At 43.3% G+C, this 23,230-nt stretch carries 18 protein-coding genes; 2 read left to right on the top strand and 16 right to left on the bottom strand.

All coding sequences use genetic code 11. The annotated features are described in order from the left end of the window. Window positions 1–26: 26 nt before the first annotated feature. From G9F50_RS00565 to G9F50_RS00495, 15 genes are all read right to left on the bottom strand, one after another. Window positions 27–506 carry a hypothetical protein gene (locus G9F50_RS00565; RefSeq protein ID WP_060562347.1) on the bottom strand — a complete coding sequence of 160 codons (480 nt, stop codon included), beginning with the start codon at window positions 504–506 and terminating at the stop codon, window positions 27–29. Between the two features lie 67 nt (window positions 507–573). After that, window positions 574–981: a YxiG family protein gene (locus G9F50_RS00560; protein WP_060562346.1), complete on the bottom strand. Its 408-nt coding sequence runs from the start codon at window positions 979–981 to the stop codon at window positions 574–576. Window positions 982–984: 3 nt separating this feature from the next. Next, on the bottom strand, window positions 985–1,395 hold the full coding sequence (locus tag G9F50_RS00555) for a WapI family immunity protein (protein WP_032869335.1): 411 nt from the start codon (window positions 1,393–1,395) through the stop codon (window positions 985–987). 207 nt (window positions 1,396–1,602) lie between these two features. Further along, the gene (locus G9F50_RS00550) at window positions 1,603–2,049 is read right to left on the bottom strand and encodes a hypothetical protein (protein WP_060562345.1); all 447 of its coding nucleotides are present in this window, start codon (window positions 2,047–2,049) and stop codon (window positions 1,603–1,605) included. Window positions 2,050–2,459: 410 nt separating this feature from the next. Further along, on the bottom strand, window positions 2,460–2,723 hold the full coding sequence (locus tag G9F50_RS00545; RefSeq protein WP_060562344.1) for a hypothetical protein: 264 nt from the start codon (window positions 2,721–2,723) through the stop codon (window positions 2,460–2,462). A gap of 98 nt (window positions 2,724–2,821) precedes the next feature. After that, window positions 2,822–3,580, bottom strand: coding sequence for an Imm26 family immunity protein (locus tag G9F50_RS00540; protein WP_060562343.1), 759 nt, complete (start codon window positions 3,578–3,580; stop codon window positions 2,822–2,824). 123 nt (window positions 3,581–3,703) lie between these two features. Next, window positions 3,704–4,312, bottom strand: coding sequence for a hypothetical protein (locus tag G9F50_RS00535; protein WP_224988556.1), 609 nt, complete (start codon window positions 4,310–4,312; stop codon window positions 3,704–3,706). A 16-nt stretch (window positions 4,313–4,328) separates the two neighbouring features. Further along, window positions 4,329–11,372: a DNRLRE domain-containing protein gene (locus G9F50_RS00530; protein ID WP_060562342.1), complete on the bottom strand. Its 7,044-nt coding sequence runs from the start codon at window positions 11,370–11,372 to the stop codon at window positions 4,329–4,331. 163 nt (window positions 11,373–11,535) lie between these two features. Further along, the gene (locus G9F50_RS00525; protein WP_032869329.1) at window positions 11,536–12,600 is read right to left on the bottom strand and encodes a polysaccharide lyase family 1 protein; all 1,065 of its coding nucleotides are present in this window, start codon (window positions 12,598–12,600) and stop codon (window positions 11,536–11,538) included. 141 nt (window positions 12,601–12,741) lie between these two features. Then, window positions 12,742–13,653, bottom strand: coding sequence for a DMT family transporter (locus G9F50_RS00520; protein ID WP_060562341.1), 912 nt, complete (start codon window positions 13,651–13,653; stop codon window positions 12,742–12,744). Between the two features lie 146 nt (window positions 13,654–13,799). Further along, on the bottom strand, window positions 13,800–14,246 hold the full coding sequence (locus G9F50_RS00515; protein ID WP_007407802.1) for a universal stress protein: 447 nt from the start codon (window positions 14,244–14,246) through the stop codon (window positions 13,800–13,802). 81 nt (window positions 14,247–14,327) lie between these two features. Then, entirely contained in the window at window positions 14,328–15,725 is a 1,398-nt protein-coding gene (gene bglH, locus G9F50_RS00510; RefSeq protein WP_060562340.1) for an aryl-phospho-beta-d-glucosidase, read from the bottom strand. An 18-nt stretch (window positions 15,726–15,743) separates the two neighbouring features. Further along, window positions 15,744–17,579, bottom strand: coding sequence for a beta-glucoside-specific PTS transporter subunit IIABC (locus G9F50_RS00505; protein WP_060562339.1), 1,836 nt, complete (start codon window positions 17,577–17,579; stop codon window positions 15,744–15,746). Between the two features lie 669 nt (window positions 17,580–18,248). Continuing rightward, window positions 18,249–19,469, bottom strand: coding sequence for a type II restriction endonuclease (locus tag G9F50_RS00500; RefSeq protein WP_060562338.1), 1,221 nt, complete (start codon window positions 19,467–19,469; stop codon window positions 18,249–18,251). Between the two features lie 140 nt (window positions 19,470–19,609). Beyond that, a complete protein-coding gene (locus G9F50_RS00495) occupies window positions 19,610–19,894 on the bottom strand; it encodes a hypothetical protein (RefSeq protein WP_060562337.1) in 285 nt (94 codons plus the stop codon). 125 nt (window positions 19,895–20,019) lie between these two features. Here G9F50_RS00495 and dcm point away from each other — a divergent pair, with 125 nt between their 5' ends. Further along, on the top strand, window positions 20,020–20,997 hold the full coding sequence (dcm, locus tag G9F50_RS00490; RefSeq protein ID WP_172587005.1) for a DNA (cytosine-5-)-methyltransferase: 978 nt from the start codon (window positions 20,020–20,022) through the stop codon (window positions 20,995–20,997). A gap of 46 nt (window positions 20,998–21,043) precedes the next feature. Here the strand turns inward: dcm and abnB are convergent, their stop codons facing one another. After that, window positions 21,044–22,450, bottom strand: a complete 1,407-nt coding sequence (gene abnB, locus G9F50_RS00485; protein ID WP_060562336.1) for an arabinan endo-1,5-alpha-L-arabinosidase AbnB — start codon at window positions 22,448–22,450, stop codon at window positions 21,044–21,046. Between the two features lie 241 nt (window positions 22,451–22,691). Between abnB and hutP the strand changes: the two genes are divergently transcribed. Next, the gene (hutP, locus tag G9F50_RS00480) at window positions 22,692–23,138 is read left to right on the top strand and encodes a histidine utilization transcription antiterminator HutP (protein WP_007407810.1); all 447 of its coding nucleotides are present in this window, start codon (window positions 22,692–22,694) and stop codon (window positions 23,136–23,138) included. The last annotated feature ends 92 nt before the right edge of the window (window positions 23,139–23,230 follow it).

The following is a 23,230-nucleotide window of genomic DNA, read 5'->3' as shown; positions in this document are numbered from 1 at the left end:
ATTAAGAATCTGGAATTTATATTAAATTAATCAATGATATATAAATTTGCTGCATCGTATTCAAACCAAATGATTTTTTCATTATTTTCAGTAGTTACATCAACCTTTTGAGTGTTCAGGTTCATGTAGGACTTATTTTTGGCAGGGTTTGCTATTATAACAACAAAATCATTGATCGATGATAAAAAATATAATTCATCTAATAAGTGATCTGCCATCAATTGTTCTTTGGTTAGGGCACATTCAATATGAATGAACTTTTTCGATACAGTATTCATATTTATCATTTTCTTTTCAACCTTCTTCTTCCGCTCTTCAATAAAAGAAGGAAATGCCATTACTTCTATAAGAACTGTTTCGAATTCTAAGTCATTCATTAATTGAGAAAAAGTATCTTTACTCACTAGATCACATGAATAAATCGAATTGTATTTAAGCGGATTAATCACATTCAGATTCCCTATAGCCCTCAATGATTCTTTTTGTAAATTTAAAGGAGTGTTCATGTTTACCTCCGTAAACGGTTTCGTTATGTAAGAAAAGAGAGGCTGGGAACCTCTCTTATTTGTTTATTTATGATTTCGGATGATACGCATAAAATGATTGGTCGTCAAAGCGAACTGTTTCAGCTTCTACAGCAATCAGCATGCTGTTCATATTTATAAGAAAATTAGCATTTGATTGATACTCCGGAATTACAGCATTTGATAGATTACCGATTCCTTCCGGGTGGTAACTCATCTCAAATACTTGCCAATTGTATTCTTCCGGATCTATTTTTTCTAATCTCATATCACCAATATCTGCACTAAAATAAACAGATGCTGCATTTTGAAAAAGAATGTTATGCGTACATTCGGCTTTATTTTCAACGACCTGAATCTTAAGTGAAAGCTCTTTTTTAAACACATGAAAGTCTAAATGAAGGACAGCGCACCCTCCGTCTATATAATCTACCCATTCATTAATTGTCTTGTACACCGTTTATCTCCCTAATAAAGTTTTGGAGTCTTTGAGATCTGATTTTAAAGTCTTCACGAAAATTTCTAGCTTTTCTTCATTACAGTTCAATTTATAGAAGGTTGTATTTGAATGATTCTCCATAAATCTAATGATAAATCTGTAATGTTCGTTTTCTTTATCAATACTTAGGATAAAAAATGGTTCAATTGTTTCTAAACGTATCCTGTCTTGATTGCCTGCTGATAATGCTTCAATATCTGATATCAGCATTTTATATTCACTTTCTAATAAAACGGCAGAGTAATCGCGGGCGATTGCTTTATTATGTTCCAACAGTTCAAACGTTGTTGAGATAAATGGATCATCCTTCGCCTCATGATACCTTCTCGGTGTTATTTCAAGTTCCAGACAACCGTCTCCGATTTTGGCCATGCTGTCTCCTCGTTCTCTACTTAATAGCTTTAATTTAGTAGTAAATGATTTGAATGACGCTCTGGAATTCAAGCTAAGTTTAAATCGATTGTCACCTTTTACTGTCTCAGTTCTAATCACCTACCCACTTATTATCTATAATTTTTTTTAAAAAGCCTGTTAACCAAAAGATGATCAACAGGCTCATCTATTTTTTATTTAATGCCATTATTTAATAATATTTATAATATTTTCCTTATGTCTAGATCCTATTCTGATTGTCTCGGAATCTGTTATTTCTATATGATAAAGAACATAATCCAGTAAATCTTTAATAATTGTTTTCTCTGCTAAAGGGGCTCCATTTAATATATCTTTTAACTCAACATCTTTTTCCAATAAGATTATATTTTCATGCGCAATCATTGTATTTTTGTACTCTTCTGCTGAGGTTTTTATAAATGAGATTTTTTTATTAAACAAAGTATTTGTTTTTAAGCTCGCTGAGAATATACAAGTATCACTATCTTTATTTGAAACAGAGTAAGAATACATTGCGTATTGTTTATTTTCCATATTTTTTAATATAACAAATATTAAATCCTCTATTGTTTTATACTCTTTTTCAACCGAATCATAGTCATTGAGAGTTGATATTTCATAAAAATAGTACATTTAATTCTCTCCTTCTATCTTTTATACACTGTAAATCGTATGAGATAGAATAAGTTCCTTCGTCGTATTGGTAGCCTGTTAGCGGTAGCGCTTGTCTTTTACTTCGTCTCAGCGATATGTTATTTCCACGTGTTCCGTGTGTAGTTTGGTTTTTATCATATAAGATAAGAGAGGTTGGTAACCTCTCTAAATCTCTTCTCTAAAAATAACTAAAAGAAGCCATAAATTACTCTTTTAATATTTTTATTATATCTGTAGCTTCTAAAAACAATTGATTTATCTTATCTTGGATTTCTTTTGCTATTTCCTCTTCACTTTCTAAATCTGTTAAATATCCCACTTTCCCCGAAAACAACCTTCTTTCACAAATCCATATATCTAAATGGTCTATACAATAGCCATCTTCATTATCATGAAAGTCGGTACCATCCAAATAAGCTACAGAAAAAAAATATTAATGAGTTATAACTATTCTCAAAACAATCTGAGGGCTGTACTTCGTTTCCTAATTCTTTTTCATCTCCGACTCTTCCAAAAGCAGCTTCAATTTTCAATCCCATTTTTCTAAACTTTTCTTGATTGTTTCTTATTTTGTTTAATGCGATTCGTTCAAATTGTTTTTCTATTTGTAAGATCTCTTTCTGTGCAATAGAATTCAGGTTGATTTTTTTCATATTATGTCTCGTTCAGCATTCAAAACATTTACTACTGTCAGTATCTTTACAGCGATTATCCTCTAATATTAATTGCAAGAATGTACGGAATCAGCCATTTACAATTCATTCTTTATGATTTCTTCCATTGACATTCCTTCAAAATATTTATAGAGAATAGATTCTACAGATGAATGTCCAAATATACCTAATGGGTTAGGAATGTCCTTGCCTGTTTTCTCATCTGCCTCTGCTAATTCATCTTCTGATGCAAATGAATCGCCTTCACTTATGAGATATTTACCGTCTTCATATAAAACAAATTTTAATTGAGAATGACTGTTTTTCTCTATTATCTCTTGAGGCATCTTGGATATTACTTTCCAATCTCCTTGCAGAAAACCTGTGTGCCCGGTATTAGCCGCAAATATTTTCTTATTTTCTTCTTTCATTAGACGAATGATTTCTTCTCTGCTAAGTGTATTTTCAGTGAAAATATTATAATACTGAATAAGAATGTCATCGTCTTTATTTTTTGATAGATCACCTTCAATGACCCAAGCATAAGTATACTTCCCGATCTTATCCAAAGGTATTTGAATAACAGCTCCCGGTGTTACTTTAGCTATTGGTTTCACTTTCCTGGTCGTTGGCTTTATTTCTACTATTCGCTTATCAACTAACTCCGTGAAAGAAGAATCTCCATTTGTATTCATTACGGTAACTAAAGTTGCTAAGAATTCTTCTAATATCGGTTCTCTGCCCAGATCTCTCTTATATCGTTCACAAAATTTTTCTACAGCATCAAAACATATATCTAAGCCTTCATCACTAAGTAAAACTTTCTTGTTTTTATATTCTTCTTCCCAATATCCCAATAGAACGGCCTTCTTTCTTTTCTATTTCATACCGCTCATACCCTGAATAATAGCGTGTTTGAATTCTGTACGCGCAGAGGTTAAAAAGTTGCCTTTATCTCACTTTTCTGTTACCTAAAAACACTAATTTGTTTGATAGTTTCGGATAATCTTGCACTCAACTTCACTCGGTATAATACCATCTTCATAAATTTGCTCTTGTAATTCAAAAACCTCATGATCCACGATTCTCCAATTTGTCTTTTCCAATAGCTCTGTTTGCCTATCTACAAGTCCAAGAATACATATTTCTTTATCTATATTCCCCCATATCGCCCACTTTCGAGAAGGGGATAACCATACAACCGTCGTTGTCGTAAATTGAATGGAACCTATTTCTCCAGGACGAACGCCATTAGGTTCAGCCCATAATAATTCAGAATACTCTTCTTTCGTTAAGGAAGAGGGAGTCCATATCCAATTGTAGTAGTCTGAAAAGTTACGGTACGTTTCCGGGGGCGTATCAAGAACTGCTGTAAGAATTTGAGCATCAGAATAATAGTTTGCCAGTAACTTTAACGTGTCCCAAATTTCGTCGCCCCACAATGCAGAAAATTCCTGAAACCAAAAATATTTATATTGCTCATGAAAGACTTGATCAGGAAACATTTCACTTGTTTTAAAGGTTTGATTTACCCATTCCTTGAACTTTTTTAATTGATGTTTATCTTCTATAAAGAAATTTTTGTGCATCGTGAATTTGCCTCCTTTATCTCCTTAATCTAATTTTTAATTTTGCTCTTTTTGCTCCGTACGGATAATAATCTGCCGTAGGAGAACCTTCTTTAGAGTGACGTCTAATAAAATATCGCCTCCCATTTTTATGCATACTTATACCTTTTATTTCATTTCCTTTTCTAGCTATAGACTTTCGCCATCCTTGCCTCCTCAAATTTTTTTCAAAAGTACGAGCGCCTATATTAGTTGTTCTATTTTTAGTTATCGCTTTTTTCCCCGAAGAATTACTATATCTAGAATACGCGCCTCTTCTAGCCCGTACACTTTTTCTAGATAGTTTATATGTTTTAGCAGCTTTATAAATCCGACTAGCACCCTTAAATATTTTCCCAGGACCAAAGTTCGAAGCCGCAGCCCAGGCTGCACCTCTCCATCCTTTACCTGATTTATATGCTTTATATCCATCATAGGCTGCAAATCCGGCATTTACCACAAGCCACACCCAATGCCCATCCGGATCGACGTTCATGACTGGGTTGTTGTTTCCGTATGCATACCCATTCTGATCCAGCGAATCGCCGTCACTGCCCGGGTCTGGGTCTAGTGATAAGAATACGCCGTTTCTTGGTTCGTAGTAGCGGGCCATGAGATAGTACAGGCCGGTTTCTTCGTCGTATTGGTAGCCTGCGTAGCGGTAGCGGTTGTCTTTTACTTCGTCGCTCGCTTCGGTTTTTGTCGGATTTCCCCATGCATCGTATTGATATTCGGCAACGGTTTTTCCGGTGCTGTCTGAGATGGCGATGACGTCGCCGTGTGCGTTGTAGTGATAGAAATATTTCTTGCCGTTCTTTGTATAGGATAACAGCTGGCCGCTGTCACCGTACGTGTATGATTTAGTGACGTTGTTGTCGGCGTCTGTTTCATACAGGACATTCAAGCTGTCTCCGTCGTAGAAGTAGTTCGTGACGTTTCCGTTGACGGTTTTTTGGATTCTGTTTCCTTTTTCATCGTATTTGTATGTTGCGAACGGCTTGTCTTCGCCTTTTTTCGTGACGGCGGTCAGGTTGTCTTCCGCGTCCCACGTATATGTGTATTTGCCGTCGGATGTGCGGTTGCCGTTTTTATCGTAGGACAGGTCTTCGTCATTCACCTTCGTCAGCTGGTTCATGATGTTGAAGGAAGCGTTGACTGATTTGCTTGCGCCGTCCTTTGTGGTGGTGACGTTTGTCCGGTTGCCGAAGCCGTCGTACGTATATTGAATGACGGTGCCGTCTTCATGAGTTTCTTTGACGAGCTGGTTGAGCTTGCCGTATTCGTACTGCACCTTTCCGCCCGCTGAGCTGTCGATGACCGTGCGGTTGCCGTTGGCGTCGTATTCATAGCTTTCCCGGAAGATGCTGCCGCCGTTTTTCGCTCCGATATGAAGAGAGCTGACAAGATTCCGCTCATCATATGAGAAGCTCGTGCCGACTTCATTTCCGCTGATGAATGTCTGGACATTGCCGTTTTCATCGTAATCAAATGTATAGGCTGAAGTGCCGTCTTTCATTTCAATCATTTGATCAAGTTTGTTGTACGTAAAGCTGTTTGTTCCTTTTTGGCCGCCGTGGCTCCATGAGAAAGTTTTCAGCTTATCCGAATCAGCCGGATACGTCCAGCTTTGGCTGCCGCCGTGGTCGGTTAATTCGGTCAGGCGGTTTTTGTTGTCAAAGGTGCGTTTTTTCGTTGTATTTTGTTCTTTGTTTGTGACCGATGTTTCATTGCCGTTTTTGTCATAGGTAAAGTTGTATTTTTCAGTGCCGTTATACGCTTTTGACTTAACCCGGTCGGTGCCGTCATAGGTCAGCGACACTTCATTGCCGTTGGCGGAAACGGTTTTCGTCAAGTTGCTGTTGGCGTCATATTCACTCTTCAGTACATTGCCGAGCGGGTCGGTTGTTTTGACGAGCTTGCCCATGACGTCATATTCATATTGATAGGTCTGGTCCGCACCGGCCCGAATCGTTTTTGTCAGCTCATTTCCTTCCTTGTCATAGCTGTGAAGGATGGATGTGCCGTTTGACAGGGTCAGCTTTGTCAGCTGGTCGGCCTGATCGTATTCGTAGGCGGTTGTTTCGCCTTTCGCGTCGGTTTCAGACATTTTCTTTCCAGTCTCGTCATATGAAGCAGTGCTTGCATACCCTAGTTCGTCTTCTTCTTTTGTGACGTAGTTTCCTTTTTCGTCATAGGTATTTTTCGTCAGGATGCTTCCTTCGATTAAACGGATATCATCAAACCACGCCGTTCCTGTGGCGCTTTTTTGGAACAGAATGCTGAGTTCGATTTTATTGATCGGCTTTGTTTTCGGAATGACTGCCGCTGCCCGGTTCCATTCCTGTGTCCCCTGCGGGAATTTGGCGGTGTAGACGCCCGTCGTGCCGTCCGCATAAGTGACGTCAGCCTGAAGAGCGTAATCATTGTCGTTCGTTAATTTTACGCCGTCAGCCTTGGACATCCCCGTCAGCGTGATATATACCGGCTTATCGTCCGCGCTTTGGCCTAATGTAACGGTTTGTTTTGCGGCCGCATTGGCTTGTGATGCATTTGTGCGGGACGCTTTTAATGAGCTGTCATCATCGAAGCCTTCATCAAGGTCAGCGGCGGCTCCGCTTGTGCTCCAGCCATCTGTTTTGGCCGTGAAACTGCTGTTTTGCACCGGGTTATAGCTTGAAGAGACTTCGCCTTTTTCCAGCTGAACCTGATCAAACCACGCTTTTCCTTTGCCATCCTTGTCGTTATGATCCACTTCCATATAGACGATGGCTTTTCCTGCATTGGCCGGTGTTGTAAAGGTGATCTGCCGTTTCGTCCAGTCATTCTTTCCGGCTAATGCGCCTGATTCATTGTGAATCCATTGAATGCGTTTTTGGTCTTTGTCACGCAGATCAATGTTGAAATACGCTCTTGCCTTTGTCAGATCCGTTTTGATCTGGCCGCTGAGTGTATACGTCGTATTCGGCTCTAGCTGCACTTCCTGCGTTGCGGACGCATGGCCGTGCTCTGTTCCGGCTGAAGCGGATTGTGAGGTGATCTCCAATGCTTTTTGTCCGGACAGCGCGCCGCTTCTTCCTTTGACAGACGCGATGCTTCCGCTGTCTCTCGTAGCGGTGAGATTCCAGCCCAGCTTTGTTCCTTCAAAGCTGCCGTCTTTCAGCAGACTTGCCGAAGCTGCCAGCTCTTTGCTTGATTGAATGAGATTTCCGTACTTGTCATACACGGCGGCGGATGAGGATTTTCCGCTTTGATCCGTTTCAGAAACGGCATCAAGTCCGTCGTACGCAATGTCAGTGACGTTCCCCTCGGTGTCCTTCATTTTCGTTACGTCATTGTTTTTGTTGTACTGATACGTTTCGGTGCCGTAGTTGTCTTTTACGGCTGTGACGTTGCCGTCTTTATCATATTGATAGCTTTCTGTCGCTTTGCCCGCATCCGCGTCGTTCGGATCGGTGTCCTGAATGACGTTGTTGCCTTCGTATACAGTGTTGGTCGTGATTTTCAGCCCTTCGGCATCATCGATCATCTGAATCGGATTGCCCGCCTCATTATAGCCGTACTGTACTTTGCGGCCGTTCGGCTGCGTCATGAGCAGCGTTTTTTTGTCCGCGTCATAGCTGTAGTCGTACGTTTCTTTTTTCGCATTGACGGCTTTGGTCAGACGGTGGCCGCTGTATTGGTATTCAGTGAACAGCGGTTTGTCATCCGTGCTGTTTGCGGAATACTGCTTGACGAGGCGCCCTTCGGCATCATAGTCGTAGCTTGTGACGCTGCCGTCAGTATCCGTCACCTTTTTGAGAAGGTCTTTGTCATATGAATATGAAATCTTTTTGTTTTTCGGCCCTGTAAGAGATGTGACATGGCCGTTTTCATCATAGGTAAATGTCAGCTTGCGCCCTGATGCGTCTGTTATGGCGGTCAGCTGATTGCTGTCGTTATATTCGTATACGGTTGTGTTGTTGTGTCCGTCAACGATTTTTTGGAGCTTGCCGCCTTTTTTGCTGAAATAAGCGTTCGTCTGATCTTTTGTTTTTAATACAAATTGATCGCTTGTTTCCGTCAGTTCGAGATAAACGCCCGTCGGCGGCTGATACGTGCCGTCAGATTTTTTCGTGAAGACATGTGTTGTCGCGTCCTCATCAATATAAACGGCTCTGCCGTCTTCAGAAAGGATCGACGTTTCCGCATCGGCATACCAGCCTTGGCCGAACATATGGTCAGAGCTGTCAAGGCTGTTGAAGGTCCGGGAGAGCCCGAGCCCCGGCCCGCGTCCGTCGATTGACATATCTTCCTCATTGACGATGACATTTCCCGTCGCGCCGTTCAGCTGTCCGTCCGGAATGTCGATAATAGACCAGAATTCTTCCGTTCCGAGGAATTCCGCCCCTTCATGGAAAACAGGGTTAAAAGGTGCCGTCGGTATGCTGTCACCGTTTGCGTCATAGGCGGTCAGCGTAAAGGAATAGTTCTTCTTCCCTTTGTAATTGCCGTTTGCGTTATCGTAAACAGGTGAAGGGTCAAGCGCCAGTTCGCCGCCCTTTCCGTCCGTGTGAAGCTGGAATCTTCCCGCTTTCACTTCATCAGCTGACGGCCAGATGCGTTTGTTTTGGGTCGTCCAATGATCGGTATCCCCGACATCGAATGATTGATAGTCTTTTCCGTTGTAGATGTTGATTTTGTAGCCTTTGGCGTTTTTGACTTTATCCCATATGAGATTGACATAACCCGTTTGGCTCGATTTCGTGTTCGTATAGACATAGCCTGTCAGGTTTTTCGGCTTTGCGATATCAGGCAGCGCCGGACTCGCTTCCGGTGAGGCGATCGCTTCTCCGTCTTTGTTATAAGCAATGACTTTAAATCCGTAGGTTTTCCGGTTCGCATCTCCGCCGGCGTTTTTATAAACGGGGCCCGGGTTGATCGGCAATTCCGCGCCTTTTTTGTCTTTCAGGTGAAGCGCATATTTTCCGGCGCTGATTTCCGCCTTTGTCGGCCAGATGTTTTGATCTTTTGTGGACCAGGATGTTTTATTTCCGAGGTCAAGCGTTTCAAAGCCTTTGCCGTTAAAGACTTGCATTTTATACCCGGCTGCGCCTGATACGGCTTTCCAGGAAAGATCAAACCAGCCTGTGGCGTTGTTGTTATTAAAGCCTTTCGTGCTTGGTTTCTGAACTCTTCCGATATTCGGAATGACGGGCTTGGCGGCCGCAGACATGGCGCCTTCTCCCTGGTCAAACACCGCGCTGACCGCGACCCAGTAATTTTTACTTGCCGGATAGCTGCCGCCGGCGTTTTTATAGACCGGCGAAGGATTAAGCGCTAATTCACTTCCGCCTTTTCCGTCTGTATGCAGCTTATATTTGCCGGAGTCGATTTCCGCTTTTGTCGGCCAGATGTTTTTTCCTTTTGTGCTCCAAGAGGTTGCATTGCCGACCGGAATGGCCTGATATTCTTTCCCGTTATAAAGCCAGACTTTATAGCTTTTGGCGCCTTCAGCTTTTTTCCAGCTGATATTGAAAAATCCTGTCGAATCTCCGTTATGATACGCTTTGACAGACGGCGTGTCCGCCTTCGGAATCGTGTATGTCACTTCAATGTATGGTTTTTTAGCAGAGTTTGCTGATGACATCAGCTTCTTCCAATACTCTTTTCCGTTTCCGTTTGTGTGAAGCTTAAAGCCGTAATTGGCGCCGCCGCTGTTCCACGACTTGACTGCGGAGGTGACATCGAAGCTTGCCCATTGGCCTTTATAGACCTCGGCTTTGCCGATGTTTTTGGAGCCCGGCTTGTTCTTCCACGTAATCTTGGCATTGTCGTAATTGCTGTTAACGGTGTCGAGCCAAAGCCCCGTCGCTTTTGATCCGTAATAGGAGTGGGCTGTGTACGCTTTGAGCGTCGCTTTCGTCACCGTCATGTTTTTGATCGGCTTTAGATTATCAAACTTCATAAAAGCGTAGTTCGTTCCGGTTGTGCCGTCATAATATCCAGTTTTCAGCACGTACGCTTTCAATCCGGCATCCCATTTCTGCGATGCTGCAGAGTAGTTTGTCGTCGGGTACGCGCTCATGACAAAGGTATCGGATGACACAGATACTGATGTTGAAGGGTCAATAGATACCGGATAAACCCGCTTGGGATCTTTCAGCCATTTTTCATCGGCCGTTACATGAAGCAAGTAGCCTTCGCTGTTTCTTTCAAGCTTGAAGCTGACATCTTCTGACCTGTTGACTTCACCTGACTTTTCGTCGAGATCTGAGTCGGTCATAAAGGGCTTCGGCACGGTGTAGACGACATTGTCTTTATCATCAGAAAACGCGATCGAGCCGTCTTCCTGTTCTTTAGCCTGAAGGTCGGTTTTGATTTGAAAGGTGAAGGAATTGTAGCCTTCATATTTGTGAAGCACAAGGTCTTCTTTTATGTTTTCGTTAAATGTGTAGGTTTGTAAATCAATAGCAGGAAACACTTGCTGATACGTAAGCTCGTTGCTGTCTTCCCTTACTTTTGCTGAGGCATCTGTCGGAGTAATTGCAGCCTGATCGGGGCCTTTTGCGCCGGTTAATGAGTATGTGAGCTTATGATCATTGTGTTCAAATGTAGCGTATAATCCGTTTTTCATTTGCTTCAGAAAATCGGAATTCAGCACTGTATTTTCCGTTCCGACTTCCTTTGAGCCGGTTTTCAATTCAGGAGAAACGTCTTCCCAGTCCGCATTGGCGGTTTCTTTCGTATGAATGGGGTCTGTGTAGATTTCCTGTTTGTACACACCCTCGCCTTCATAGTAAAGCTTTGAATTCTCAGTTCTTTCAGACGTGATCTCACCGTCTTGATTAATATCTTTTTGATCAAAAGGCATCTGCTCAGATGCTTTTTCCGCCGGAAGATCTTTTTCCGGGTCTGCGGCCGGAATGGCGGCGGTTTTCGCTTGATCTTCTTTTTCACGCGTTTCTGCCGCAAACACATCGGCAGGCGCAATGGAAATTATCAGCGTTGCCGCAAGAGTGCCGGCCAGCCATTTTTTCCACTTGTTCTTTTTTCCTATTTTCATAGGTTCTCCTCCTTCTTTTGTAATATAGGCTTAACAATAGTAATATTATTGAAATTGTTTATCAATATTTTCCTAGGTATTTAAGGTTATTTTAAGGATTATAGGGATTTTGAACCTTTTATTCATATAAAAAAAAACCGCCGGCAGCCGGCGGTTTTTCGTATTATGGATAGCGGAGATTTGTATTTTGCGCTCCCGCGTAAGATTGGGCGAAGTTTTTGGCGTCCTGGGCTGAAAGGGTGCCGTAGCTGTAATTTGATCTCGGATTCCAGCCGGTGCGCGGTGATTTCGGGGCCTTGAGCGACGGGAATGAACCGGTGTCGGTGAATTGGGCCGTCCCGTAGTCGTCTATCATTCCGCCTTTTTCATTTCCGTTACCGAAATAGTTGGCTTCTGAGAAGACAGTCGCGTTTGTATGAATGGTGAATCCTAAATTGAAATTGGTCACATAGTTGTTTTTCGCGTGAAAATAGCCGTATCTCATCAGGCCCGGTGAACGCACATAGACGTTATTAAAATAGTTGTTGGTGATCGTCATATGCGGATAGCCGATATAATTGCGTCCTTCGTTATCATCATTCGGATAACCGAGAATCAGGCCGTACAGATGGTCTGTAAATTTAGAGTTAGACAGCGTCACAAAATCCGCTTTGGCGCCGACATACAGAAGCTTTCCCAAATCACTGTGGCTGTTCGGATTGTAGCTGTGTCCTTCAAACCACACGTGGTCAATCCAGTAATTCTGTCCGTTCGCTATGTACATCGGAATGTCGTTGTTGCCTGTAATGGCGGCACTATGGCTGATAATGAGATTTTTGAAAATCACATTGTTTGAGCCGGAGCCGGTGGTCAGATAGATGTTGGTCAGCCTGTGGCTGGTATAAGAGCCGACGATGGTTTTATTGGCGCCGACTGTCACGACGGCTTTACCCGGGGAAGAAATATCACTTGTGATGACGATGGTTTTGCGATCCGTTCCGCCCGCATTGTTTTTCAAATCATTGAGATTGCTGACGTAGACGACGGGGCCGCCCTGGCCTCCCGTTACGGCGGATTTTGCTTTTCCGTTATGATCCTTCGCATTTCCCGCGAATCCGGTAAGTCCCTGCATCACATCCGGATAAGCCGCTGCCGCTTCTGCCTGCTTTGATACGGAACATACGATGGCCAGACAAAGCGCAAAGCCGAGTGCAGCCAAGAAAGCGAGATGACGCGTCTTCTTTATCATGCCCTTCACTCCTTTAATTTCTTAAATTGTAAACACAAGAAGTATTATACAATTACTATCCTCTTTTTCCATGATCTGTTTGTCTGCTTTTTCGTTATAGCTGAAAAGCCCCAAAACAAAAAAAACAGCCGGTACGGCCGCCTATATACGGGTGCTGTCTGCCTGAGTTTCCGCCGGCACGGCTTTTTGCTTTCGAATCAGGGACAGCGCCATTCCCGCAAAAATCAATACAATCCCCAAAGATTGATAAAGGTCGGGGCGAAATCCCGTAAATACGGTGTCAAGCACAATCGCCACCGCCGGATCAAGAAATACGATGATTGAAATAAACCGGGTGGATAAAAACCGCAAGCTGTCAAAAAAGAGCAAATACACAATTCCCGTATGAATGATACCGGTCGACACAATCATGATCCAGTTCACATGCGACAAATCAGAAAAAGCGCCGAAACGGACGAACGGGAGAAGAATGATAACGCCCAACCCGGTCTGCAAACAGGTGACGGCGTATGGGCTGAGGCTGTTGATGCCTTTCCCGGCCAGTGTCGTAAAAGCATAAAAAAGGGCGGCCAGCACGGCCCAAATAATACCCGATCCCATCAGCTGAGAAAATGATGTATTTCCGTTGATGCCGGAAATCAGGGCGGTGCCCAGAAAACAAATCACGATGGAAGTGACGGACACAATATGCAGTTTCTCCCGGTATATAAGGCTCCCTAGAAGAAGGACGAGAACCGGAGCCAAATGATAAACGGAAATCGCTATCGTCACTGATGTCTCCTCAAACGATTTAAATAAAAACACCCAGTTTAACACGAGAAAAAATCCGCAGGCCAGTGTCTGCAGCACCTCCCGCCGGTTCCATTGTTCGGTGCGGTACCGTCCGGAACCAAACCAGCAAACGCCCAGAAACAATGAGGCGCACAGACATCTCACAAAGACCAGTTCAATTGAAGGCACATTCGTATGTTCTGAGAAAAAGCCGATTGATCCGAAAATGATCATGGAAATGACTATTTTGATGACGGCATTTGATGTTTGTTCAGCTTGCATTGATTGCTTCCCCCATACCATTGACTGTTTATTCAGACAAATACTAACAGCCATTTTACTTGATTCAGAGGAAGAAATCACCCTATTTTTCGAAAGCCGGCGGTCTTTTCTCATGAAAAAAACCCCGCATCAGCAGGGTCTTCTGTTTAATGAACGATCAGTACAGGACAAGGAGACAATTGTGAGACCTTATGGCTCACGCTTCCGAGCATCATTTCTTTAAATCCGCTGATTCCGCGGCTTCCGACGACAATCAGATTGAAATGCTGTTCTTTTGCTATGTTTAAAATTTGATGCGCAGGTTCGCCTTGGACGTACAGGCTTTCCGCATTTACTCCGCTTTCTGCCGCTTTCTGCTTGGCATCTTCCAGAATGGCTGCTCCTTTTTGCTCGACTTCATGTTTGATGTCTTCAATGAAGTTTTCCGGAACATAGACAATCCCGGTTAAAGCTGATGTGGAGACAACGGCTTCACGTCCCGCATAGAGAATGGTGAGTTCAGCCTGCTGTTCTTTCGCCAGATGGATGGCTGCGTCCAGGGCTTTATTGCTCATGTCTGAACCGTCTACTGCTGCAAGAATTTTTTTAAACATATGAATCCCGCCTTTCTGCTTTTATTGTCCTCCTCTCTTTGCTGAATGTCAATTTTGCCGGCTTTCTCCGGAACATTGCGCTTACAGACTTTCTCCGTTTGTGGCGATGACGTCTTTATACCAATAAAAACTTTTCTTTTTCTTTCTTTCAAACGTGCCTTTTCCGTCATTGCCGCGGTCGGCATAGATATAGCCGTAGCGTTTTTTCATTTCTGCCGTTGAGGCGCTGACGAGGTCAATCGGCCCCCACGACGTGTAGCCGATCAGGTCGACGCCGTCTTCAATCGCCTCTCTTGCCTCTATTAAATGATCACGCAGATAATTGATGCGGTAGTCATCCTGAATGCTTCCGTCCTCCTCCGGCTGATCAACCGCGCCGAGTCCGTTTTCGACGATGAAGAGCGGTTTCTGATAACGGTCGTACAGCGTGTTTAAGGTGATGCGCAAGCCCTTCGGATCAATCTGCCAGCCCCATTCGGAAGATTTCAGGTACGGGTTTTTCACGCCGCCGAGAAGATTTCCCTTAGATTGCGCCAGATCCTCAGGCGCCGTGCTGGCCGTCATCGACATGTAGTAGCTGAAGCCGATGTAATCCACCGTATGTTCTTTCAGGAGCGCCTCGTCTCCTTCCTTCATCTCGATCGTAATTCCGTTTTCTTTAAAGAAGCGTTTCATATAGCCCGGATAGCTGCCCCTCGCCTGTACATCAGAAAAGAACAGCGTGCTCCGCTCTTTTTGCAAAGCCGCATATACATCCTCCGGCTTCGGCGTCATCGGATACGTCGTCGTCGCGGCGATCATGCAGCCGATCTGTGAATCCGGAATGATCTCATGGCCTGCTTTTACCGCCAGCGCGCTTGCCACAAATTGATGGTGGGCCGCTTGGTACATCGTGTTTTGTTTATTTTCGCCTTCCCGGAATATAAGACCGCCGCCTGTAAACGGAGCGTGAAGAACGACGTTGATCTCATTGAAGGTCATCCAATATTTCACCTTGTCTTTATAACGGGTGAAAACCGTGCGGGCGTACCGCTCATAGAAATCGACCGTCCGGCGGTTTCTCCAGCCGCCGTAGTTTTTCACAAGACCGAGCGGCATCTCATAGTGAGAAATCGTGACAACCGGTTCGATCTGATGTTTTCTCAATTCGTCAAACAAACGGTCGTAAAATTGCAGCCCTTCTTCGTTCGGTTCTGTTTCATCACCGTTCGGAAAGATTCTCGTCCACGCAATGGAGGTGCGGAACGCTTTAAAGCCCATCTCCGCAAACAGGGCGATATCCTCTTGATAGCGGTGATAAAAATCAATCGCGTCGTGATACAGATTCAGCGCATCGTCTGTCTCATGAAACGGAGACATAATGCCGTCCGGGGAGACATCCGCCGTAGAAAGTCCTTTGCCTCCTTCTTTATAAGCTCCTTCAATCTGATTGGCAGCCGTTGCGCCGCCCCATAAAAAACCTTCCGGAAATCTCTTCATGTTTTCTCCACCTCTTTTTCAGGATAACGCCAGAAGCGCTTCGTTCGGTTTGACCATTCCGCTTTTTTTCACGTCTGTAAATGAATATTGATCCGTATTCGTAATGATGACCGGCGTGATCACGTCAAAACCGGCAGCCTTTATCTCGTCGATATCAAAAGTAATCAACAGATCTCCCGGCGCGACAGTATCGCCTTCTTTGACGTGCATCTCAAAATGCCTGCCATCCAGCCGGACGGTATCAAGCCCGATATGAATGAGAACCTCGGCTCCCCGGGCGCTCGTAATGCCGATGGCGTGCTTTGTTTTAAATACGGCTGTCACCCTCCCTTCTACGGGAGAAACCGCCGCGCCCTCTTCAGGCAGAATCGCAAAACCTTTTCCCATCATTCCGCCGGAAAAGACGCTGTCGTTCACTTCGCTTAATGCTTTCACTTCGCCTTTAATCGGGCTGTGAATGATTTCTCCGCCTGCCGTCACCCCCGGCGTTTCAGACGCTTTGTCCCGTTCGGACTGTACATCCTCAAACCCGATCAGCAGTGCCGCCGCAATACCGGCCGCAAATGAGATAAAAAGCCCGATCAGCGCGTAAAGAAATGTCGGCCCGATAAAGACCGGAATGCTCGGCAGACCGGCGTTTCCGCCGACAATGTAAGAAGCGACACCCGTTACACCGTAAAAAGCTCCGCCTGCCGCGCCGCCGATTAAAGCAGCCGCGAACGGTTTTTTCAATCTCATGTTGACGCCGTACATCGCGGGTTCGGTAATGCCCATCAATGCCGTAATGCCCGTCGTAAACGCCAGCGATTTGAAGGTTTTGTTTTTTGATTTTAAGAAAACCGCAAATGACGCGCCGGCCTGCCCCATATTCGCCAAAAACATCGCAGGCAGAATGTAATCATGTCCGTTTTGGGCAATGTTATTGATCATGATCGGCACAAGCGCATAATGCATCCCGGTCATAATAATGAGGGAAAATGTGCCGGCAAGCAGAATCATCGCGGCAATACCCGCATGATTGAACAAATCATTGACGCCGACAGACAGGTAATTCCCAAGAATCGCGCCGAGCGGGCCGACTGTGATCAAGGTGACAGGCACGACGATCACAAGCGTAAGCATCGGAACGGCAATCAATTTCAAAGAAGAAGGCGTGATTCGGTCAATTCCTTTCTCTACATAGGACATCAGCCATATCGCCAGCAAAATCGGGATCACTGTCGATGAATACGTGGCAGCGGTTACAGGAAGACCGATAAAGGAGATGCTTTTCCCTGCCCCAAGCAGGGCCGTTAAATCCGGATGCAGGATCGCACCCGCCACAGCGGCCGCCACGTACGGATTACATCCGAATTTTCTCGCCGCGCTTACCGCAAGCAAAAGCGGCAGAAAATAAAACGCACCGTCACCGACAGCCGTGAGAATGCTGTGAGTCTGGCTCTTCTCCGACATCCAGCCGAATGTCACCGCTAGCGCGACAAGCCCTTTTATCATGCCGGCTCCGGCAATGGCCGGCAGAATCGGTGTAAACACACCGGAAATCACGTCAAATACGGCACTCAGCACATTTTTCTTCTGCTTCGAAGTTTTGTTTGCGCTTTCATCACTGAGCCCGCTGCTCTCCATCAAAGCCTGATACACCTTCGGCACATCATTGCCGACAATGATCTGAAATTGCCCGCCGCTGATATTTGTCCCCATCACGCCTTCCGTCTGTTCCAGCCCGTCCCGATCTGCTTTCGCATTGTCATACAGATTAAAACGAAGCCGCGTCATGCAATGGATGACACTCTGAACATTCTCCTCCCCGCCGACAAGTTGTAAAATCTCTTTTGATATTTTATGATAGTCCATGAGTATACCTCCTTAAAAATGGGGGAACCGCCGGACGAAAGGTGCCCGCCTTTCTCCGGCTTTTTTTGTTATGAAATCAGCATCACCTCCGAAAAAAGGGTATAAAAAAAACCCAAACTGCACAGAACACGGGAGTCTCCCCCTGTCTGACGCAATTTAGGTTTTGCCTGCGGTTTGCAGTAACAATCCTAGGTGAATGATATTGGGTTGATATGTATACTTTAGCACTGGATTTATTGGGTGTCAACGCTTACATCAGGAATATTACACTAAGCGGGATACCAACAAAGCCAGATGTAAGTTAATTAAATATATACACAACAAAAGAATGGCATCAAACTGCCATTCTTTTGTTATCTATTTCTACAAACTGTCTATATATAGAAGAGCAAAGCTTTTTGTATGTCGTAATTGTTTCATACAAGCTTTTGCTCTGATACTGTAGTTTGACAGTAGACATTCTTATAATTCAAGTATGTTTAAATTCACACCTTTGCACCTTCAGCTTTTAAAAAAATGGAGTCACTTTGAATAAGGCACTTAAATAAGGCAAAATCCCTATATCACAAACACCAATTGCTTTCTGCATCATATCTTTTAATATTGGAATTTAGTATAGACTTTTTGACCCTTGAGTTACCTATCGACTTTAGCATAAAGATGGTTCGGCTATCCAAGCTGTCCTTGTCGATTCTTTACTAGCTTAATAAAATCCTTTAAATTCATTAGAAATTTTTTTTGTTGTTCTTTATATGTATTATGTAAGGTTTGTGGTAAGACTAAATTCACCTTTTTTGCTTGCATTTCATTTGTTTGATTTATACTAATACTTGGTTCCAAAGTAAACAGATGTTTAGTCTGAATACGTTGAGCCTCACTTAATATTTGTCTCCAGCGATCTTTACAGGTAGATTTAACACCTAACATCGTAAGTTTAGAACTGGGGAACTCCGGATCTCTATAGGAGTGAATTTCCGGAAAAATAAAATCGGGTTTTGCTTTATTTTCAGTTTCTTTTCCCCGAGATAGAGTTAGATTGTGCTTATTAAAAATTTCCTCAAGATGATTCTCAAGAGCATATCCTACACGCGCCTTTCTTCGATTTTGCACACTTAATGAAAAGGCTATAAAACCATCTACATCGCCTGAGAATCCTTGGTCTAACCGTTTCGAAACAATATGCCTTTCCAACCGTTTAAACAGTCGCTCTTCTTGTTCTATCCATTGCAACAATGTATTATCGGGCTCTTCTAAAGGAGAAACATTTTTCGAAATTTGACGCGAGAGTTCTGAAAATTCTGCTGTTGTTGGAAAACCTACATTATAATATGGTTCTAAAAAAGAATCCAAATAATCCGGTTCTGGTTCTTCAATTTCTATACCTAATTCTTCAAGAATAAAACGAACAGCAAAGTTTATTTGAAGATTATTTTCTTCTATATTTCGGAATTTAAATGTGTTCAAATTGTAATCCTCTGAAAAACCAAATAACCAAAGCAATTGACTTTCAAAAGTACTGCCGGATGGAACCACAATCATAAAGAAATCGCCGTTTGGCCTCTTAGCTGCAATTAATAAATCCCCTTCATGGGCTAAATCCATAACATCATTTTTCTTAAAATAAAGTCTGTATTCCGCAGATCGGTGAGTTTGATTCTCTCTTGAATTATACCAAGTTACAGTACTATGTACTGTTTTTATATCACTTTCTCCCCCTAACCAAATAAGTCGAACAGGATAATCATTTAGTCTACAAGATCCAAGTAAATTACGGAGCATGCTAACTCCATTAAGTTCATGCTGGTTAGATCTGGAAAAGTCCGCTTCTACAGCGCGCAGTTTTTTAATTGCTACACCTTCAAAGTATTGTGATAAATAACCTCTTTTCATTAAATCTCCACCTTCAAATCATTGAAATATGGTAAACAATCAAAAATATAAAAATGTAGAATATGTAGTGAGGAATTTTTCGGAGAATAGCCCTAAACTCGTAGACTTATATATTTTATACTTTCTACGATAAAATTTTGTTATAAAACTTTAATTTCAATTTCTCTAGATTTTGATAACTCTGAAAGTAACTTATTGTCAAAGTCATCATTTAGTTCATTGGGCAAGATTATTACATCCACATCATCTAATGAAATATTTAAAAGATTATAGAATTCATTACGCGAATCTATATAATCAAAAAAGACAGCCTTAAGGTTATAATTTTTTTGAATATATTTTTTTAATAGAATATTAATATTATTTATAGCCTCATCTTCACTTTCATTCTCATTTTGTCTATAATATAATATTGCAATTTCCACTTGATTACTCTCCTTTGCAGGAAGTATTATGATAAAGTATCAAAATATCTTAACATGAATATTAACCATATTTCAAATATATTTGATATAATACCAATAAGAACAAAAGTTCGGGAGGTGTTAATATGTTGTACCGTTTTATTGATCTATTTGCAGGTATTGGAGGCCTTCGATTAGCCTTTGAACCGTATGGTACCTGTGTTTTCAGTTGCGAGTGGGACTTAAAAGCACAAGAGACTTATAAAGCAAATTTTGGGGACAAGCCGCTGGGAGATATTCGATTAGTAGATGAAAAGGACGTACCAGATCATGATATATTGCTAGCAGGATTTCCTTGCCAACCGTTCAGTATTGCTGGAGTATCTAAAAAGAAATCTCTTGGGAGAGAGCATGGATTTCTTGATGAAACTCAGGGAACTTTATTCTTTGATATAGCCAGAATTTTGAAGGAAAAACGACCGCAAGCTTTCTTGTTAGAAAACGTTAAAAACCTCAAAAGCCATAATAAAGGACAAACATACAAAGTAATAAAGAATGTTTTAGAGAATGAGCTAGGATATACAGTCTATGATGAAGTTATAAATGCAAAAGGATTAGTACCTCAGAAAAGAGAGCGCATTTACATTGTCGGTTTTAAAAAGCCTATTGAATTTAAATTTCCTAATATGCCCAAGGAAGGGCCGACTCTTTCTTCTATATTGGAGAAAGATGTCCATGAAAAGTATACGCTAAGTGATAAACTTTGGGGTTATCTACAATCATACAAAGAAAAACATACTAAAAAAGGGAATGGTTTTGGTTATAGTTTAGCTGATCTGAACTCTGCGAGTAGAACTCTATCTGCGAGATACTATAAAGATGGTAGTGAGATCCTTATTGAGCAAGAAAATAAAAACCCTAGGAGATTAACCCCCAAAGAGTGCGCTCGTCTCCAAGGATTTCCTGAACATTTTAAAATAGTTGTCTCGGATACGGCTGCCTATAAGCAGTTTGGTAACAGTGTAGCTGTCCCAGTTGTTGAACAAATTGCTCAAAAGATGATTCAAGCTATTGAAATGAACAAATTACTTCCTCTTGTGCCGATTAAAGATCAAGCATATTAAAGACAAAACGCCCTTCTCACAAAAGAAAGGGGCGTTTTTCTGATTATCACTTCACTCCCCAAACAGCCTCCCCATCACCGCTCAGCACACTAAACGTCACAACTTCTTTCTCTCTCGCTGAGTCCCATTCTTTCAGGAAGACACCGTCATAATTTGTGCCGTTCAGGTTGATTCGGGCTTTGCTGCTGTCGGTTATTGTCCAGGTTCCGGTCATTTCCCCGGAAATGGTGCCGTCGTTGTTAAGCCGGATGTTTTTTGGGGTTTTGATCGTAGCTGTGATGTCTTTTCCGTGCTGGATGAGTTTGTAGGCTCCGGATGCGGCGGATGCCGATATCTGTGTATCCGGTTCTCCCGCATAGCGGTACGGCGCTGCAACGGGCCATCCGTCTTTGTTCATGTACAGCCGATGCACTCTGACTTCGTGCTCTTCTCCTCTGTTCGGGAAACGGGTGTGGAAAATGAGGTATGATCGTTTCGTTTTCCCGTCGTAAAACACGGAGTTGTGTCCCGGTGAGACGTAGCCCGTGCCTTTTTCAGATTGTGAGGCGAAGCTATAGCCGCCCATGAGTTTAACCCCGTACGGTTCAATTGCTCTGTCATCGAAGAAACTGCCGTCTTTTCCTTTAGCATCAAGCATGTTATGACCTGCGGCGTCATAGTACGGACCGTCCGGATTTTTGGAGCGCGCCACACGCATATTGTAACCGCCGGCTGTGTCAAGTCCGCCGAATGACAGATACAGATAGTAATATTTCGTTTCCGGATTGTAGCTGATGTACGGGCCTTCGATTCTGCTGTGATTTCCGCCGAGCAGTTTTTTTCCGTATCCTTGGTTCGGGAGCGGGAAACCGGTTTTCGGATTCATTTCCAGTATGAAAATTCCGCCGGAGTAAGAGCCGTACACCATCCAGAGCTTGCCTTTATGGTCAAAAAACGTTTGCGGATCTACGACGTTCGGGTGAACGTTTGCATGATACGTCGTGCCGTCTTCGCTTTTTCCTTCCATGCCTGATTTCAAAAAGATGCCTTTGTTTTTGTAGGGTCCTTCGATTTTGTCACTCACGGCGACACCGAGAGCGGATCGCGGCGAGTCTCCTTTACAGGCGTTATAGTACATGTAATATTTCCCGTCAGCCAGCTGAGCCACATCCGGCGCCCACAGCGTATCAGACTGGGCCCAGTCGAATGTCTCTTTTAATTCGGTGTAGACATTCGGGATCAGGGGATTATTGGGATTGACGCTTGAAGATATCTGCTGCCACTGCATCAGGTTTTTCGACTTGGCGGAAGCCAAATGCGAGCCGAATACATAGTATGTATCGCCTGTTTTAATGACGGACGGATCATGCACGCTGACCTCTGAAAAAACCGGGTGCTGGGCTTTTGCCTGCGGCAGAGTGAACCCGATGACCGCTGCTGAGACCAGGCACACACGAAAGAAACTGGTTTTCATTTTCTGAAATCTCCTCGCTCTCTTCTTTTCTTAAAACGCTTTCAAGACAACGCTCCATTTTATGATGCGGATGGCGGAAATATGTGATCAACAGCGCCGGCTTCACGATGTACCGCTTTACTTCGATAGCAATCTGATTTGTGAAAGACTGGAAAAAAAGTTTTGACTTCTGATTCGCAAACACTTAATATAAAAAACAGTTACTAGTTATCAGAATATTTAAGAATTGAGTGAAGCATATATGACCTTACACAAAGACCGCCGCATCGGGCGATTGTCCGTCCTTCTTCTGCTTCATGAGACTGAAGAAAACCAGCAGATCAGACGGCTGGAACGGGACGGCTGGAAAGTCTGTCTCGGCAGGGTGGGTTCAATGGATGCGCATAAGGTGGTAGCTGCAATTGAAACCGCTTCCAAAAAGAGCGGCGTCATTCAATCTGAGGGTTATCGCGAATCACATGCGCTGTATCATGCCACAATGGAAGCTTTGCACGGAGTGACGCGGGGCGAAATGCTGCTTGGCTCGCTGCTTCGTACCGTGGGCCTGAAGTTTGCCGTCTTGCGGGGAAATCCGTATGAAAGCGAGGCGGAAGGCGATTGGATCGCCGTTTCCCTTTACGGTACGATCGGAGCTCCGATTAAGGGGCTTGAGCACGAAACATTCGGAGTCGGAATTAATCACATATGAATCAGCCCATAGATTTCAGATGATAGGGGGCTATGCATGAAACATCATTTTCATGGCATAGCTCCTTTTTGTATGGGCGCTTTACCAAAGTA

Source organism: Bacillus sp. EKM206B, from assembly GCF_011066015.1.
GTDB classification, from domain to species: domain Bacteria; phylum Bacillota; class Bacilli; order Bacillales; family Bacillaceae; genus Bacillus; species Bacillus velezensis.
The sequence above is the reverse complement of the archived record's forward strand: the minus strand, read 5'-3'. Positions and strand labels throughout refer to the sequence as shown.

What these genes read in the sequence shown, in the direction of transcription:
- bglH (WP_060562340.1), bottom strand. Translation starts at nt 15,725, where the DNA reads ATGAAGAGATTTCCGGAAGGTTTTTTATGGGGCGGCGCAACGGCTGCC.
- G9F50_RS00535 (WP_224988556.1), bottom strand. Translation starts at nt 4,312, where the DNA reads ATGCACAAAAATTTCTTTATAGAAGATAAACATCAATTAAAAAAGTTC.
- G9F50_RS00520 (WP_060562341.1), bottom strand. Translation starts at nt 13,653, where the DNA reads ATGCAAGCTGAACAAACATCAAATGCCGTCATCAAAATAGTCATTTCC.
- G9F50_RS00550 (WP_060562345.1), bottom strand. Translation starts at nt 2,049, where the DNA reads ATGTACTATTTTTATGAAATATCAACTCTCAATGACTATGATTCGGTT.
- G9F50_RS00565 (WP_060562347.1), bottom strand. Translation starts at nt 506, where the DNA reads ATGAACACTCCTTTAAATTTACAAAAAGAATCATTGAGGGCTATAGGG.
- hutP (WP_007407810.1), top strand. Translation starts at nt 22,692, where the DNA reads ATGACCTTACACAAAGACCGCCGCATCGGGCGATTGTCCGTCCTTCTT.
- G9F50_RS00555 (WP_032869335.1), bottom strand. Translation starts at nt 1,395, where the DNA reads ATGGCCAAAATCGGAGACGGTTGTCTGGAACTTGAAATAACACCGAGA.
- G9F50_RS00530 (WP_060562342.1), bottom strand. Translation starts at nt 11,372, where the DNA reads ATGAAAATAGGAAAAAAGAACAAGTGGAAAAAATGGCTGGCCGGCACT.
- abnB (WP_060562336.1), bottom strand. Translation starts at nt 22,450, where the DNA reads ATGAAAACCAGTTTCTTTCGTGTGTGCCTGGTCTCAGCAGCGGTCATC.
- G9F50_RS00525 (WP_032869329.1), bottom strand. Translation starts at nt 12,600, where the DNA reads ATGATAAAGAAGACGCGTCATCTCGCTTTCTTGGCTGCACTCGGCTTT.
- dcm (WP_172587005.1), top strand. Translation starts at nt 20,020, where the DNA reads ATGTTGTACCGTTTTATTGATCTATTTGCAGGTATTGGAGGCCTTCGA.
- G9F50_RS00505 (WP_060562339.1), bottom strand. Translation starts at nt 17,579, where the DNA reads ATGGACTATCATAAAATATCAAAAGAGATTTTACAACTTGTCGGCGGG.
- G9F50_RS00500 (WP_060562338.1), bottom strand. Translation starts at nt 19,469, where the DNA reads ATGAAAAGAGGTTATTTATCACAATACTTTGAAGGTGTAGCAATTAAA.
- G9F50_RS00515 (WP_007407802.1), bottom strand. Translation starts at nt 14,246, where the DNA reads ATGTTTAAAAAAATTCTTGCAGCAGTAGACGGTTCAGACATGAGCAAT.
- G9F50_RS00545 (WP_060562344.1), bottom strand. Translation starts at nt 2,723, where the DNA reads ATGAAAAAAATCAACCTGAATTCTATTGCACAGAAAGAGATCTTACAA.